This is a genomic window from Paraneptunicella aestuarii (assembly GCF_019900845.1).
Taxonomy (GTDB): Bacteria; Pseudomonadota; Gammaproteobacteria; order Enterobacterales; family Alteromonadaceae; genus Paraneptunicella; species Paraneptunicella aestuarii.
Window position 1 is genome coordinate 2,648,229 of record NZ_CP074570.1, and the last position, 19,174, is coordinate 2,667,402.

Annotated in this window: 2 protein-coding genes (1 of these 2 running past the window's edge); both read right to left on the bottom strand. The window is 47.7% G+C overall.

From position 1 onward, the window contains the following. Complete coding sequence (locus tag KIH87_RS10495; protein WP_232357846.1) at positions 1 to 1,671, bottom strand: cyclic peptide export ABC transporter; 1,671 nt, start codon at positions 1,669 to 1,671, stop codon at positions 1 to 3. Beyond that, positions 1,658 to 19,174: the 3' portion of a non-ribosomal peptide synthase/polyketide synthase gene (locus tag KIH87_RS10500; protein WP_232357847.1), read on the bottom strand. 14,790 nt of this gene lie beyond the right edge of the window; 17,517 of the gene's 32,307 nt are visible here — the last part of the coding sequence; the start codon falls outside the window, past its right edge — the gene reads right to left on this strand; the stop codon is at positions 1,658 to 1,660. The genes KIH87_RS10495 and KIH87_RS10500 overlap by 14 nt, the downstream gene beginning before the upstream one ends.

The following is a 19,174-nucleotide window of genomic DNA, read 5'->3' on the forward strand; positions in this document are numbered from 1 at the left end:
TTAAACCTGCTCTATTTCAGCGACAGCCGACTCCATCACCTCAACATGATTATTCACAATCACACTTTCAATTTGCCCGTACTCCAGTTTTACAATTTTGTCTGCAACATTGAAGTAGCGGTCATCATGGCTGATAACCAGTACGGTTTTACCTTTATTTTTCAATTCAGGAATGATCTGGCTGTAAAACGTATCTCTGAACACAGGATCTTGTTCTGCCGCCCATTCATCGAAAAAGAAAATGTCGTTGTTACTGATATAGGCCTGCATCAGCGCCAGGCGTTTACGTTGCCCAGTAGACAAATTGGCGTTTTGAATCACGCCATTTTCCACTTCAATGAAATTGCCCAGTTGCAGTAATTTAATCGCTTCTTCAATATCCTGCTCAGATGCTCTTTTCCCTTCAGCATTCAATACATCGTTGAACAAGAAATAATCGCAGAATACACCACCAAATAAATTACGATAAGCAAGTACGTCGTAGTCAATGGCTTTGCCATCCAGTTTCACTTGCCCAGATTCCGGCTTAAGCAAACCAGTCAGTAGTAATAGAAGCGTGGTTTTCCCGCTGCCATTCCCGCCAGTAAAAAACACTACATCACCTTTATTGATCTCCAGGTTGTAAGCCCCTAATTTAACTCTTTCCTCTTCATCACCTGGGTAACGATATTCCACGTCACATAACGCAAGTTGCTGCCAATTCGGAGATGTTTGTTCCTGTTCGTCAGTTTTATCTCTGGCTTTTAAACTCTCATTTAAGTTCAAGCCAATTTTTTCCAGATGTGACAAGCTGCTCAAACCAGAGTTAATTGCCGCGCCAATGTGCGCCAGGAAGTTGGTGGGTTTGATAATAAACATGGAACCGAGAACAAAGGATGCAATGACCCCTGACGGCAACTGAAGAACCGCATTGCCGACGTACACCAGGGAGAATACCGCAACAAGTAAAAACGCAGCCGAAACGGATTCAAATACGCCCCAAATACTGCCGTATTTGACCGTTAGTTCTTTCACCGACAACAAACTGGGTTCAAGATTTTCATCAATAAAATGACTTTTTCTTTTTGGGTGAAGATGTAGCTCCTTTTTGCCTTCACTGATCGCACGGAAATAAGCAAACAACTTATCTTCCTCTTCCCTTAGCAAATTGGTTAATGACAAAGATGAGCGTTGCACAAGAACCCCCACTACCACCAATACCGCAATAGCAATCCCTAATACACCAAACAGCGCTGGAGACAGGCTGATAAGGTACGCTGACAGCAACACCAACAGCAGTACGTTATAAATGGCATCCGGTAATAAAAAGATCATGGGAATGATCCGTTGTACGTCTTCTATCAATGCGGCAGACACCGTATGCTGCTTGTTCAGCATATTCTCGTAGTTAATATTTAAAAAGCTGTGCGTGATATCTCTACGAATATTATGAACCAGCTCTCCACCCACCCATGCCAGTATCATTTTTGTCGCAATACTCATGATAATTAACGCAACCGCCAAACCAGCACCTTTTGCCAGGATCATGGCTGCGTCATCAGCAGTCCACTGCGTAGCGGAAGTATTGATATGATCAATCATACCCGTTGTTAACAAAGCCCCCCCAGCAGATAAAAGGGTAATAAAGGTAAAAATTGCCCAATGTTTTTTAGCATACTCAATTATGTACATGTGTATTCTCTTCCCACCATTTGTAAAGTTGTGTTGCATAAGGTGTTTTTAAAATGGAGAAGTGATCTCCCGGCCCATAATAAACCTCAATATTCGGAGCCATTTGTCGCCATTCGTATTCCATTTTCTCTTTCTGCAATGCGTTATCAGACTCATTCAACTTACGCTCATCCAGCAGCATCAAGTTAATTCTCCCCAGATAACTTTCTGATGGCTGATATATCGTTGTGCGTGAGATAGCAAACGCAGTTAACGGGCCTTTTAACAAGTCATATCCCGTGTTTGATGACATCAGCCCTTTTGCAACCATTTGACCATGCAATTGCTGTAAAAACTGCTCATAAGAAGATTTCTCAATGACTTCTGGAGAAATATCCAAATTGACATCCATGCTTCCCTCAATGCTTTCAGTAAACTCCGCAAACACCTTGCTCTGATGGCAATCGCTATCCAGTGTAGTTTGAGGCGATTCACTATCAATCAGGGTTAAGGAAGCGATTTCCTTGCCCTGTTTAGATAGCATCTGAGCCATTTCAAAGGCAATTAATCCTCCATGAGAATGACCAATCAAATGAACAGGAAATACCATCTCGGTTTGTTCAAGTAACGCACAGAAATAGCGTGCGCTAGCAACGATCGAAGTATGAGGCATGTCCTGATTTAAGATCCCTCTTGGCTGCAAACCATAAACCGAGTACCGCTTATCAAACAATGCCGCCAGTTGGATAAAGGAAGTTATGCTGTCTCCAGCCCCCGGAATAAAGATCACATTGTCTGCGCCTTTATTTCCTATAGACAAAGGCTGCAAGGCACTGTTATCGAGCTCGGTCTCAGCATATTTGGTATGCCGTGTTGCAACCATATTTGCCAATGTATTAGCAAGTTCCTGTTGTTGCGCCTCTTCCTCAACCATGGAAATATGATTTCCAGGCATTGAAACAACTTCAATCAACCCAGGGTCTGCCCCCTGTTCCAGCAAGTATTCTGACAACATCTGAATGTGATTATTCTGGATATATTGCTCGTCCGTTTTCTCAGTGGCATTCAATGCGTATATAGTAAAATCAGGCACAACCGGGATATATCTGGCGAATAACTCACTGGCCTGAAAGATATGTTTCCCTGTTTTACCAAAGAAGGTAATCGCTTCATCACTTTCCCCTTCCTGACGCAAAATATCAGCAAAGCGTTCACACAATTCCAGATAAGAGTATTGTCTACCCAATTCCTCCAAGCGTTTGATAGTATCTGGGCTAACTGAAAATTGCTCGACACAATAAGCCAGCAACTCTTCAAGCCCATATAATTGTCGCTCATCGTGGTTATGTAACGGCTGTGTATGCACATCAATCAAAGCAACAAACTCAATCGGTTTATCCAAACCTCTTAAATGTTGAGCAATGGCATAAGCCAATATTCCCCCGGAAGAATATCCCACCAAACGATAAGGCCCTTCCGGTTGAATATGACTAATATCCTCAGCCATGAGCGCTGCCAATCTCTCTAGTGATTTTGGCAAATCGTTCTGACCATCTATGTGGTTATCTATATGACTACCTGTATGCCAAGGCAGCGCATACACGTTAAAATCATCCGGTAATTTGTCACTCAATGACTTCACATAGGTAATGTCACCTAATCCAGAAGGAACAAAGAAGACGTTCTCATCAGACTCGTTTTCCTGAAAGGCAACGGCATGATACACCCGATTGCTGGACGCCAGTTCTCTGGCTAATTCAGCCACGGTTGGGTTCGCCAGAACATCATGTATTTCGATATCCAGGCCATGCTGCTCACACACACTCATCAGTTTCATCACTGACAAGGAATGCCCACCAATATCAAAGAAGTTGTCATGGCGCCCTACTTTTTCCACGTCCAGAACCTGCGCCCAAATTCGAGCCAATAGTTTCTCGACTTTGCCCTGTGGCGCTTCATACTCCTCTTTAGCTAATGCACTGCCATCAAGCGCAGGCAAGGCTTTTCTATTCAGTTTGCCATTAGCGGTAAGCGGCAGGTTATCCATGATGACAAAGGCCGACGGAACCATATAATCAGGCAGTCGTTGATCGGCATAATCAGCCAATTGTTTGATTAACGTCTTCTTCAATTCCTCCTGTTCCAGAATGTGCGAATTCTCAGGCACCACATAAGCAACCAGACGCTTATGATCACCAATTCCTTGCGCTACTACTACCGACGCTCGTACTTGCTCCAGAGCATCCAGCAAGGCTTCAATCTCACCGGGTTCAATGCGGAAACCGCGAACTTTCACCTGAACATCATTTCTACCCAGATACGCAATATTGCCATCTGGCAAATAGCGCCCTAAATCCCCGGTTTTGTAGATTCGAGCAGGACGTCCACGACCATCGCATGGCTTAAAAGGATTAAGCAGGAAGCGTTCACTCGTCGATTCAGGATCGTTAAGGTAACCTCGCGCAACCCCGTCACCCGCAATGTAAATCTCACCCACTGCGCCTTTCGGTACAGGCTGCATGTGCTTATCCAGCAAATAAATTTGGGTGTTTGCGATAGGGCGACCAATGCTCTGCACAAAATCATCAATGCGCTCGACCGAATAACAGGTTGAGTATGTCGTGCTTTCCGACGGAGCATAAAGGTTACAGAGCCTTTGCACCTGAGTTTGTTGGAAAAGCGATTCCGCCAAAGTTCGCGACAACGGTTCCCCAGCCAGGTTAATCACACCCGTAGAACCTTTCACATGATCCCGCTCCAACATTCCCTTCATTACAGATGGAACCGTATTCACCAAGGTGGTTCCCAAGGCGCCTTCTTCCAACGCATTGTGCACCAGATTCAACGTGCCGCCCTGAGCCAAGGTAGCAAAACATTCAAACACAGATAAATCAAAACTCAGTGACGTAGCGAATAAGGTCATGCCCAGTTCCTGAGCTTGATAAGCAGTTTTTGACCATGAGATCAGGTTTACAGCATTACCATGCTCAATCATCACAGCTTTAGGTTTGCCCGTTGAGCCTGACGTGAAAATCACATAAGCCAGATGCTCCGGGGTTAACCCTTCTGGTTTCGGGTTGGTAACAGGTAGAGCTTGATCGCCTGGCTTATCATTTTGACTCTGCCAATTCTGATCCAGTCGGATCATATTCTGACGATTCGCGGCCTCGCCCATAGCTGCAATCCCTTTTTCATCGGTAAGCAGTAACATAGGGTTAATATCATTCAGCATATCGACCAGACGCTCACTGACATGATCAGGCTCAAATGGCACATAAGCCCCGCCCGCCTTTAACACCGCCAGTATTGCCACCACCATATAAGCTTGACGATCAACACAAATACCCACCAGAGAATCGGGTTTCACTCCTTTTGAAATCAACAAATGCGCCAATTGGTTAGCCTGCTCATTCAGTTCCCGGTAGGTCATTTGAACATTGTGATCATCAACGAATTTAGGGTGCTCCAGCACCAACGCCATCGCATCAGGGGTTTGTTCTACCTGACGTTCAAACAGTTCATGTAAACAAATATCGAGCGGATAGCTGGCATCAGTTTGATTGTAGTCGTACAACAACTGCTGACGCTCGTCGTCAGGCAACACATCCAACTCATACGACGGCGTTTCTGGCGCGTCTTGCAACACCTCAACCAAGTGTTGTAAAGCTCGGGTCATCATGCGCGTAACTTGCTCTGGATCAACAGGCGCAACGCCTTGCGTAGTTAAACCCAGCGAATCACCGTTATCCTCTACCGACATAAATAAAGGATAATTGGTGCGCTCTTCAGCGCCGATCACTTCCAGTTCATCGAACAATGAAAGCGGACTTTCCGGATTGCTGTTTTCGCTGTTATTTTCTGTGCTGTTTTCGCTGTGATTTTCTGTGCTGTTTTCGATGATCTGATCATCCACCTCAATACGGATATTGTGGCGATAATTGAACAGCGCACTAAACAATGGCTCTGAATTATTCAAACCACTGCATCTCAGGGCATCGGTCAATCGCGTATGCTCATGCACCATCAATTCACTTAACTGCTGATGAGCCTGCTTAATCGCAGCTTTCACACTCAGAGCGTTAACATCCTGCCTAAACGGCAGGTTGTTAATAAACACGCCCATCGAATCAGACACGCCTTCACCCGATTGCATTCTTCCCAGCAACACAGTACCAAAGACTGCCTTATCAACATTGCTACTACGCGCCACCACATGCCCAAAAGCAAAATGACACAAGCTCGCCAGGCTCACGCCCAGAGCTTTAGCGCATGTTCTCAATTCGTTGTTGAGTGAAGATGGCAGCACAACATCGTGAATAACCACATCACGACCATCCTGTTTAATATCACTGGCACCGAAAGGCAATGACGCTTCGTCAACATCTGCCAGCATTCGAGTGAAGAACTCACGATCAGACTGGATATCACTCCCCAATCGAACCTGAGCAATCAGGTTTCGGTAAGGCTGTACTTCCGGCAACTCCGCCTCTTGCCCCAGCAATATCTGTAATAATTCCTGAGAACGTCGTTCCAGCGTTGAATGGTCACCAATCAAATGATGCATTTGCTGGAGCACCAACCAACGATCCGTATTAGGCTCTGGCGCAATAACGTATTGCAACAGAGACGCCTCGTTAATATTCATCTTGGCGAATTGCGCTTGCATATTATTTAGATAGTCAGCAGCGGTTGCTCCAGAAACGGCCTCGACTCCCAGCTCTCGCACAATCAATCTGGCCTTGTTTAACACCACCTGAGCAGGTTCAGACAAGCCTTCCCAATAAAATGCAGTACGCAAAATGTCGTGGCGATCGACGATCTTCTGGGTCGTGGCTAAAAACACATCCACGGCTTCACGACTACCGAACACCATTTGTGTATTCAGGATGTAAGGGTCAATGTCATCCGAAGACAGATAATGGAACAAGATCCCTTCCTGTAATGGCGACAAACCGTAGATATCCTGAATATTGCCAATACCACCCGGCACGCTGTCCACAAGCTGGTCAATCTCGGATTGAGTCAGATCTATCAACGGCAGCATGTTTGGCGTAATGCGCGATGTCGTCGCCGTAATCTGATTAGCAGGCACCACCAGTTCATCATGCCCACCCAGTTTTTTCGCTAATCCAATAAGGGTTGGCGAATCAAACAGGTCTTTAATGGCAATGCCTAATCCGGCTTTACGAAGCTGCTCCATCAGCTTAATCGCCAGCAATGAATGTCCGCCCAAGGTAAAGAAGTTGTCGTGACGACTCACCTTTTCCACTGACAGCAATTCAGACCAAATCTGCGCTAGCTGTGTTTCCATCGCGCCTTGTGGCGCTTCGTAAACGGCTTTCACCAATGCGCCTTCATCGGGCTGCGGTAGCGCTTTGCGATCAAGTTTGCCATTGGGCGTTTGCGGCCAGCTATCCAGCAATACCAGCGCCGAAGGCACCATGTATTCCGGTAGCTGCTGCATCAGATGTTCATGCAGGGTTTGAATAAGGTTTTGACGGCTATCTTCATTTTCTAAAACAGCCAACATTTCAGGTATTACCCAGCCCACCAAACGTTTCTGCTCAGCCTCGCCCACTGCCAACACGGTTGCGGATTGCACCAGCTCATGGTTAGCAAGCTGCGATTCAATTTCTCCCAGCTCGATACGATAACCACGTAGTTTTACCTGAAAATCGTTACGACCCAGATACACCAGATTGCCATCAGGCAAGTAACGCGCTAGGTCACCAGTGCGGTAAATGCGTGCAGCTCGGCCTCGGTTATCCTGTTCGCGGAACGGGTCAGCAATAAAGCGCTCTTGCGTTAAATCCTCCCGGTTCAGATAACCACGGGCAACGCCATCACCACCAATCCAGATTTCACCCACCGCGCCTTTCGGCACAGGCTGTAAATGCTCGTCTAACAGGTAGATCTGATTATTGTCGATAGGATGACCTATGGGTGGAGAATCTGTCACAGGCAAATTGTTTAGCTCGTCAGCATCAATCTCCCATGCCGTGGCACACACCGTATCTTCGGTCGGGCCATAGGCGTTAAACACGCGAGTCTGTTGCGATAAATGCTTCACTAATTCTCGATCCGGTGCTTCACCGGCCAGGATTAACACCTCTAAACCATCCAGTGTGATATCGTCCAGCGACAAGCTTCTAAACAGCACGGGCGGCAATACCGCATGAGTAACGCCTTGTGTATTGATTTGCTCAAACAAATGGCGAGCATCGCGGCCTGACAGCTCATCACGCAGGAACAACGAGCCACCACCCACGCACATCATGGAGATTTCAAACACACTGGCGTCAAAGCCAGGGGAAGCAAACTGCATCACTCGGGTATGGTGATCAATGTCAAACAAGCGAGACTGCGCATAAGCCAGATTGACCCAGCCGCCATGCTCCAACATCACCCCTTTGGGTTTGCCCGTTGAGCCCGATGTATATATGACATAGGCCAGATTATTCGGATTTAACCCCGCGATGTGCGGATTGGTGACAGGTAGATCTTCATCTAAGAGCTGACGATCCAGCCTGATAGCACCTTGCACCAGCTCGCGGACAACAAGCTCACTAACCTCATCACCAATCGCCTCTAATCCTGCTTCATCGGCAAGCAACAACAACGGGTTGGCATCAGCTAGGGTATCCAGCAATCGACTGCTGGCATAAGTCGGATCAAGAGGTACAAATGCGCCACCGGCTTTCAGTACCGCCAATATCGCGACAATCATGTAAGGACGACGACTGCCACAAATAGCAACCAGCGTTTCCGGCTTCACACCGCGTTCAATCAACAAGTGGGCAAGCTGGTTGGCTTGTTCATTGACCTCACGATAATTCAAACTGATTTGAGAGCCATCATCATCCCCATCATCATTTGCCTGCAATAACGCAATGGCATCCGGGTTCGATTGAGCATGTTGTTCAAACAGCTCATGCAGGCACAGCTCACGTGGATACTCCGCCGTCGTCTGGTTAAAGTCATAGAGCAACGTCTGACGCTCTTGTGCGGGCAACACATCCAGCTCGCAAGAAGGCGTATCTGGCGCTTGCGCTAACAGCAAAGACAAGTGTTCCAATGCCCGTTCCATCATCTGGCACACGCGTTCAGAACCAACAGAATCAACCACTATCGCCGTTAACCCCAATGCATCGCCATAATCTTCAATCGACATGGAGAACGGATAATTGCTTTGCTCAATGGCGTGAACAAACTCAATGCGATCAAAGAGGGTTTCTTCTCCTTCCATGTCCTGCATATCAGGGTGCTGATTGTGACGATAATTCAGCAGCGCACTGAACAAGGGTGCAGACGAATCAATACCACTGCAACGCTGCGCTTCTGCCAGTGACGCATATTCATGCATCATTAACTGGCTCAATTGTTGGTGTGTCTGTTTAACCGCTTCGGCAACGCCTTGAGCACTGACATCTTGTCTAAATGGCAAGGTATTAATAAACACGCCCATTGTGTCAGCCGCGCCATCACCCGCTTGCATCCGACCAAATAGCACTGTACCGAATACAGCCTTTTCCACACCGCTGGCACTGGCAAGTACATGCCCAAAAGCAAAGTGGCACAAGCTAGCCAAACTGACACCCAAGGCTCTGGCCTGCTCCCTCAAGGTATTATTTAACAGCGCAGGTATTAGGGTTCTATGCTCTGTTGCCTGCTCACTGACGCCCTGCACATCCTTTAAACCAAAAGGCGTGGTGGATTCATCAATATCAGCCAGCATATTGCTGAAAAACGCCTGATGTTCTTCCCTGTTTGAGCCCAAGCGAGCCTGAGCAATCAGGTTTCGATAAGGCTTAGGAGTAACCAGACGTTGGGCTTGCTCAGCCAGTATCAATACCAGTTCCTGAGCATGAGTTTCAGAAGTGGAGTGATCGCCAATCAAGTGATGTAACTGCTGCACCATTAACCAGCGTTCGCTACCAGAGCCAACAGCGCCGGGTTCTTTGGCGATGATGTACCTCAGCAACGGCGCTTTGCGAATATCCAATCGAGAATGCAGCTGTTGCATCTCATCCAGATAATCTTTGGCGACCTTATCCCTATTCGCATCAAGCGAAACCTCGATGACATTCAACGGAATATGGCGCAAAACCACCTGAGCAGGCTCAGACAAGCCTTGCCAATAAAACCCCGTGCGCAGAATATCGTGTCGATCCACGATTTTCTGGGTCGCAGACAAGTAGGAATCCATATCCTCGCGATTCTCGAAGATCATATAAGAATATGGCAAATAAGGATCGACGCCGTTATCTTGCCCCTCTTGATCAGATCCGGAAGACATTGAAGACAGATAATGGAACAAGATCCCTTCCTGTAATGGCGACAAACCGTAGATATCCTGAATATTGCCAATACCACCCGGCACGCTGTCCACAAGCTGGTCAATCTCAGGCTGAGTCAGGTCTATCAACGGCAGCATGTTTGGCGTAATGCGAGATGTTTCCACTGTAATCTGATTAGCAGGCACCACCAGTTCATCATGCCCGCCCAGCTTTTTCGCTAATCCAATAAGCGTTGGCGAATCAAACAAGTCTTTGATGGCAATGCCTAATCCGGCTTTACGCAGTTGTTCCATCAGCTTAATCGCCAGTAATGAATGTCCGCCAAGAGTGAAGAAGTTGTCATGACGACTCACCTTTTCTACTGACAGCAATTCAGACCAAATCTGCGCCAGTTTAACTTCCATCACGCCTTGTGGGGCTTCGTAAACGGCTTTCACCAATGAACCTTCACCGGGCTGCGGTAGCGCTTTGCGGTCAAGCTTGCCATTGGGTGTTTGCGGCCAGCTATCCAGCAATACCAGCGCCGAAGGCACCATGTATTCCGGTAGCTGCTGCATCAGATGTTCATGCAGGGTTTGGATCAGGTTTTGACGGCTATCTTCATTTTCTAAAACAGCCAACATTTCAGGTATTACCCAGCCCACCAAACGTTTCTGTTCCGCCTCGCCCACAGCCAGCACGGTCGCCGATTGCACCAGCTCATGGTTAGCAAGCTGCGATTCGATTTCGCCCAGCTCGATACGATAGCCACGTAGTTTCACCTGAAAATCATTACGACCCAGATACACCAGATTGCCATCAGGCAGATAGCGCGCTAAGTCGCCAGTGCGGTAAATGCGTGCAGCTCGGCCTCGGTTATCCTGCTCGCGGAACGGGTCGGCAACAAAACGTTCTTGCGTTAAATCCTCCCGGTTCAGATAACCACGGGCAACGCCATCACCGCCAATCCAGATTTCACCCACCGCGCCTTTCGGCACAGGTTGTAAATGTTCATCCAACAGGTAAATCTGATTATTGTCGATAGGATGACCTATGGGTGGTGAATCAGTCACAGGCGCATCAGTCGAAGAAGAATGGTTTAGCTCGTCAGCATCAATCTCCCATGCCGTGGCACACACTGTATCTTCGGTCGGGCCATAGGCGTTAAACACGCGAGTCTGTTGCGATAAATGCTTCACTAATTCTCGATCCGGCGCTTCACCGGCCAGGATTAACACCTCTAAACCATCCAGTTGGATATCGTCCAGCGACAAGCTTCTAAACAGCACGGGCGGCAATACCGCATGAGTAACGCCTTGTGTATTGATTTGCTCAAACAAATGGCGAGCATCGCGACCTGACAATTCATCACGCAGGAACAACGAGCCACCACCCACGCACATCATGGAGATTTCAAATACACTGGCATCAAAGCCAGGGGAAGCAAACTGCATCACTCGGGTATGGTGATCAATGTCAAACAAGCGAGACTGCGCATAAGCCAGATTGACCCAACCGCCATGCTCCAACATCACCCCTTTGGGTTTGCCCGTTGAGCCCGATGTATATATGACATAGGCCAGATTATTCGGATTTAACCCCGCGATGTGCGGATTGGTAACAGGTAGATCTTCATCTAAGAGCTGACCATCCAGCCTGATAGCACCTTGCACCAGCTCGCGGACAACAGGCTCACTAACCTCATCGCCAATCGCCTCTAATCCTGCTTCATCGGCAAGCAATAGCAACGGATTGGCATCAGCCAGGGTATCCAGCAATCGACTGCTGGCATAAGTCGGATCAAGAGGTACAAACGCGCCACCAGCTTTGAGTACCGCCAATATCGCGACAATCATATAAGGGCGACGACTGCCACAAATGGCAACCAGTGTTTCCGGCTTCACACCACGCTTTATCAGCAAGTGAGCAAGCTGGTTGGCTTGTTCATTGACCTCACGATAATTCAAACTGATTTGAGAGCTATCATCATTTGCCTGCAACAAAGCAATGGCATCCGGGTTCGATTGAGCATGTTGTTCAAATAGCTCATGCAGGCACAATTCTCGCGGATACTCCGCCGTCGTCTGGTTAAAGTCATAGAGCAATGCCTGACGCTCTTGCGCTGGCAAGAGATCCAGCTTGTAGAGCGGAGTATCTGGTGCAGAGTCAAGCAACTCAACCAGATGCGCCAGCCCCCTATCCATCATCTGGCAAATCAGCTCGGCACTAATTCCTTCAACCGTCTGAGAGGTGAAACCTAATGCCGTACCATAATCCTCTACCGATAGCGCTAACGGATAGTTGGTACGTTCCGCGCTCTCAAGCACCTCCATACGACTGAACAAATTATCGACCTGGATTACAGGTGCGCTTTCATCCGTGTTTTCATCAGCGCTTTTTTCATAGACATTATGACGATAATTCAACACCGCACTGAACAAGGGCGCGGATGCATCAATGCCACTGCATTTCTGTGCCGTGGCAAGGGATGCTTGTTCATGTCCCAACAACTGACTCAAACGTTGATGTGTTTGTTGAATCGCACTGCGAATGGCTTGTGCATTAATATCCTGTCGGAAAGGCAAGGTATTGATAAATACGCCCATGGTTTCACTGGTATTTTCCAGTGCCGCCATTCTGCCCAACAGCACAGTACCAAATACGGCTTTATCGACACCACTGGCTCTGGATACCAACAAGCCAAACACCATATGACATAAGCTTGCTACACTCACACCCAGCGCTTTGCTCACTGCTCTTAACTGGTCATTCAGAGGTTGTGGCAACATGTGATGATGCTCTGTCACTTGAGAACCATCCAGCATGGTATCGCCAAAGCCATAAGGCAGCGTCGATTCATCAATATCAGCCAGCATGTCAGTAAAGAACTGACGATCATCCTCTGCACTCACACCCAAGCGCGCTTGTGCCACCAAATTGCGGAATGCTCCCGGTGTAGCAAGGCTTTCATTCTGTCCTGAAATGAGCGCATTTAACTCTTTAAAATGGATCTCCAGCGTAGAGTGATCACCGATAATATGATGCAACTGCTGCATCACTAACCAACGCTGGCTGTTTGTATTTGAGGAAGAACCAGCAATACTCGGCTCTTTGGCTATCACATAACGCAATAATGGCGCATCGCGAATATCCAGTCGGGAATATTGCTGATGCATCTCATGTAAATAATCTTCGGCAGTTTTATTTGCATCTTCTTCGAGAGAAACCTCGATGACATTCAGCGGAATATGGCGCAAAACCACCTGAGCAGGCTCAGACAATCCTTGCCAATAAAACCCCGTGCGCAAAATATCGTGACGATCCACGATTTGCTGAGTCGCAGAAAGGTATGCATCCAAATCCTCGCGATTGGCGAAAATCATATGGGCATACAGCAAATAAGGATCAACGCCTGATGATATGGAAGACAAATAATGAAACAGGATCCCTTCCTGTAATGGCGACAAACCATAGATATCCTGAATATTGGCAATGCCGCCCGGTATGCTGTCCACAAGCTGGTCAATCTCGGATTGAGTCAAATCAATCAGCGGTAGCATGTCCGGCGTAATATGAGATGTCGCAGGCGTAATCTGATTAGGTGGAACAATCAGTGCTTCATGCCCACCCAGTTTTTTCGCTAAGCCAACAAGGGTTGGCGAATCAAACAGGTCTTTAATGGCAATGCCTAATCCCGCTTTACGCAGCCGCTCCATCAAGGTGATTGCCAGTAATGAATGTCCGCCCAAGGTAAAGAAGTTGTCGTGACGACTCACCTTTTCCACTGACAGCAATTCAGACCAAATCTGCGCTAGCTGTGTTTCCATTGCGCCTTGTGGGGCTTCGTAAACAGCTTTCACCAATGAACCTTCACCGGGCTGCGGTAGCGCTTTGCGGTCAAGCTTGCCATTGGGTGTTTGCGGCCAGCTATCCAGCAATACCAGCGCCGAAGGCACCATGTATTCCGGTAGCTGCTGCATCAGATGTTCATGCAGGGTTTGGATAAGGTTTTGACGTAGACTTTCGTCTGTTAAAGCAGATACATCATCTGGTATTAGCCATCCCACCAAACGTTTCTGTTCCGCCTCACCCACTGCCAACACGGTCGCCGATTGCACCAGCTCATGGTTAGCAAGCTGCGATTCAATCTCACCCAGCTCAATACGATAGCCACGTAGTTTTACCTGAAAATCGTTACGCCCCAGGTACATCAGATTGCCATCAGGCAAGTAACGGGCTAAGTCGCCAGTGCGGTAAATGCGCGCAGCTCGTCCTCGGTTATCCTGTTCGCGGAATGGGTCGGTAATAAAGCGTTCTTGCGTTAAATCCTCCCGGTTCAGATAACCACGGGCAACACCATCACCACCAATCCAGATTTCACCCACCGCGCCTTTCGGCACAGGTTGTAAATGCTCATCTAACAGGTAGATCTGGTTATTGTCGATAGGACGGCCTATAGGCGGAGCATCAATCGACAGAGCATCAGTCGACGACATATGGTCTAGCTCGTCAGCATCAATCTCCCATGCCGTGGCACACACTGTATCTTCGGTCGGGCCATAAGCATTAAACACGCGAGTCTGTTGCGACAAATGCTTCACCAATTGCAGCTCTGAAGCTTCACCCGCAAGGATTAAGGCATCCAGTGAATCCAGCGAGATATCTTCCAGTGACAAACTTCTAAACAGCACGGGCGGCAATGTCACATGAGTCACACCTTGTTGTTTGATTTGTGCAAACAAATGGCGGACATCCCGCCCTGAGAGTTCATCACGCAACAACAGCGAACCGCCACTAACACACATCATGGCAATTTCAGACACACTGGCGTCAAAACCCGGTGAAGCAAACTGCATCACTCGGCTAGTGTGATTAATGCCAAACAAGCGTGCCTGCGAGGTCGCCAAATTCACCAAGCCGCCATGTTCCACCATGACCCCTTTGGGCTTGCCGGTTGAGCCTGAGGTGTAAATGACATAAGCCATGTGATTGGGAGAAAGTCCGGTGATCTCGGGATTAGTCACAGGCAGATTTTCAAGACTGTTAAGATGGAGAGCGCTATCCAGTCTGATAGCACTCTGAACCACCATATCATCCTCTATCGCGTCCCCTATCGCCTGTAGCCCTGCATCATCGGCAAGCAACAACAATGGATTGGCATCTGTCAGCGTATCCACCAATCTGCTGCTGGCATAGGCCGGGTCAAGCGGCACAAAAGCACCACCGGCTTTCAATACGGCTAACATCGCCACAATCATATAAGGGCGACGACTGCTGCAAATAGCAACCAGCGTTTCTGGCTTCACGCCACGCTGGATCAGCAAATGAGCAAGTTGATTAGCTTGTTCATTGACTTCACGATAACTCAAACTGATTTGAGAGCCATCATTGTTCTCTTCATCATTCCCTTCATAATAGCCCTGCAACAAAGCAATAGCATCCGGGTGAGCTTTAGCATGTTGCTCAAAGATCTGATGAAGACACACATCGCGAGGGTAATCCGATGCCGTCTGGTTCAAATCATAAAGCAATGCCTGACGCTCTTGAGCAGGCAGAATATCCAGTTTATAAATCGGTGTATCCGGTGCAGACTCAAGCAACTCGACCAAATGAGCCAAGCCCCTTGCCATCATTTTACAAATCAGCGCTGCATTAATACCTTCAGCCGCCAACGCGGTTAAGCCCAATGAAACCTCGTTATCATCCACCGACACACTTAAGGGGTAGTTAGTGCGTTCCACACTTTCAATCAATTCGATGCGTTCAAATATACTTTCGGTCTTAGTCTCTGATGACTCGATATCAAGGCTTTCAGGGGATAGATTATGACGATAGTTAAGTACAGCACTGAACAGAGGCGCAGAGGATTCAATGCCACTGCACTTTTGTGCCATCGCAAGCGACGCCTGCTCATGGGACACCAATTGGCTCAAAGTTCGATGAGCCTCTTGAATAGCGGCTTTAATACCTCGCTCATCAATATCCTGACGGAATGGCAAGGTGTTAATGAATACCCCCATGGTGTCACTGTTGTCTTCACCTGCGCCCATACGTCCGAGTAACACAGTGCCAAATACCGCTTTGCTGACGCCACTGGTTCTGGATACTAACAAGCCAAACACCAGGTGACACAAACTCGCCAGGCTGACGCTCAAGGTTTTACTGAGCTGACGCAACCTGTCATTCAGTTCCTGAGGCAATAACTCGCTATACTCATCAATTTGCGAACCATCCAGCATGACATTGTTCATGCCATATGGCGTACTGGATTCATCAATATCCGCAAGCATGTTAGTAAAGAATGCTTGATGCTCTTCCTCGCTAACACCCAAGCGCGTTTCAGCCACCAAATTACGGAATGCTCCTGGCTTACCCAACCGCTCTGGTTGACCGGATATCAAAGCGTCCAACTCATGAAACTGAATATCCAGCGTAGAGTGATCGCCTATCAGGTGATGCAAAAGAAGTAATACCAGCCAACGTCCATCTTCAGAATGGGAGCCCGGTTCTTTAGCCACAACAAACTGCATTAACGGAGCCTGTTTCACATCCAACATGCCATGCTGAGATTGCATCATGTTGAGATAGTCAGTAGCGCTATACCCCTCGACTTCATGCAACTCGACTTCTGTCACCTTCATCGGTGCATGGCGCAATACCACTTGTGCTGGCTCCGACAAACCTTCCCAGAAAAATGCGGTTCTTAGAATGTCGTGACGGTCAATCACTGTTTGTGTGGCAGACAAGTAGAGATCCAAATCTGACCGATTTTGGAATAGCAAATAGGAATGGGAGAGGTACGGATCAAAATCTTGCACCGACAAATAGTGGAACAATATCCCTTTCTGTAACGGTGACAAACCGTAAATATCCTGAATATTGCTTACACCACCCTCAATATTCGCCACCAGTCCATCAATCTCAGATTGAGTCAATGTGATGAGCGGTAACATCTCAGGAGTAATTCGAGTAGTGCTGCCAGTGATCTGGTTTTCAGGAACCACAAAGGCCTTGTGAGCCCCTAGCTTCTTAGCCAGCTCAGACAATATGGGCGAATCAAACAAATCTCGAATAACAATGCCCAAACCTACCCGACGAAGTTGCTCCATAAGTTTCACTGCAAGCAATGAATGACCGCCCAGAGCAAAGAAATCATCATGACGACCTACCCGCTCAACCTTGAGCAACGCAGACCAAATATCGGCCAGTTTTTGTTCGACCTCGCCTTGAGGTGGCTCATAATGAGCCTTAAGCAAGGCGCTATCGTCAGGTTCAGGCAGTGCTTTACGATCCACCTTGCCATTCGGCGTTAACGGCCATTCCTGTATAGTAATCATCGCCGTTGGCACCATGTAACCGGGTAACCGTTCAGCCATATACTGACTCACCGACTGAATAAGCGATTGGGATTCCTGTCCTTCATTAACGGGTTGCAAATAAGCCACAAGACGTTTTTGTTCTCCCTCACCCATCACTTTTACAATGGCCGATTTGATAGCCTCATGACTGGTCAACTGCGCTTCGACTTCGCCCAATTCAATACGGAAGCCTCTGATTTTCACCTGAAAATCATTACGTCCCAGGTACTCCAAAGTGCCGTTCGGTAACCAGCGCACCAAATCGCCGGTTTTATACATGGTTGCAGATTCATTTGAAGAAGATGAACTGGCAAATGGATCGGGAATAAAACGTTCTTCTGTGAGCTCTGGTCTATTTAGATAACCTCTAGCGATCCCGACACCAGACACATACAGCTCTCCTGCCACACCAACGGGAACCGGATTTAAGCGCTCATCCAGAACATAAGCGCGCATATTAGCGATAGGTTTACCAATGCTGCGTAAATCCTCTTTGCTTGCTACTTGAGCAAAGGTGGCATTAACCGTCGTTTCAGTGGGGCCATAACCATCAAAAAGCGTAGGTAGATGGCCAGAACGAGCCAGCCACTGCGCCACTTTTTCCGGGTTCGCAGCTTCACCGCCAATAGCAAGGCTGTGTAAACATTCAGGAATCGGCACATCATCATCCACAAGCAGATGCCAAAATGCCGTTGGCAAGTTAGCAATAGACACCTGATACTGCTCACAATACTGCCAAAAGGTATGTGCATTCACTAACCAATCATCAGTTCTGAGTACCAAACCACTGCCGTTACATAAGGCACCAAAGATTTCTTCCACCGACATATCAAAACTGTTGGACGCAAATTGCAGCACACGATCCTGGGGCTGATAATGATAAATTTGCTGCAACGCAACGGTCAGATTCACCAACCCCCGATGTTCGATCATTACGCCTTTCGGTTTTCCAGTGGTTCCCGAGGTATAAATCACGTAAGCCAGATCACGAACATTATTGATGTTTTCAAGATTACTATCGGAATGCTGACTCAGATCTATTTCGTCAACACAAAGAGCTTCTACCTTGTGCTTGAGCTCATCCACAATAGGTTGCAGCGACAACAGATTCTGCTCTTTTGTTAAGACCAGCTCCACGCCGGAATCCTGCAAGATATGTTGTATGCGTTCACCAGGGTAATCAGTGGAAATAGGCACGTAGGCTGCGCCCGCTTTGAGCACGGCCAAAATACTGACTATCAGTTCCAGATTACGCTCAAAGTGCAAGGCAACCAGAGTGTCACCGGTAAGCTCTTTACCAGTAATAACCTTATATCGCTGACGAATTTCACGAGCCAGACGGTTTGCTTTGGCGTTCAATTCACCGTAACTCAACATTCCTTCATCACTGACAACGGCAAGATTGTCAGGGCTGGCATGAGCATGATATTCAATCAACTGATGGGCACAGCGATCCTCAGGAAACGCCACCTTGGTTGCATTGAAATCATCCAGTATTTTACGACGCTCATCAGTCGGTAAAATATCCAACTGGTAGGCAGGAAAAGGCGTTGAGGCCGAAAGCGCATCCGCTAAACCAGACAGCGCTGCTGCCATCATCTGACAGATTTGTTCAGCGTCAATGGGGTCAACAACCTGAGCCGTCACCCCCAATTGTTTGCCATAATCTTCAATTGAAACCGCCAATGGATAATTAGTACGTTCTTCACTTTCAATCCACTCAATGCGATTCAGCAAATGGGCTTCATCTGGTGTTTCAGCGTCGGATTCAGAAGGCAACACATTGTGGCGATAGTTCAACAAGGCACTAAACAAAGGTGCAGCAGAATCCAGAGAGCTACATTTTTGCGCTTCTGCCAGCGATGCATGTTCATGCATCATCAATTGACT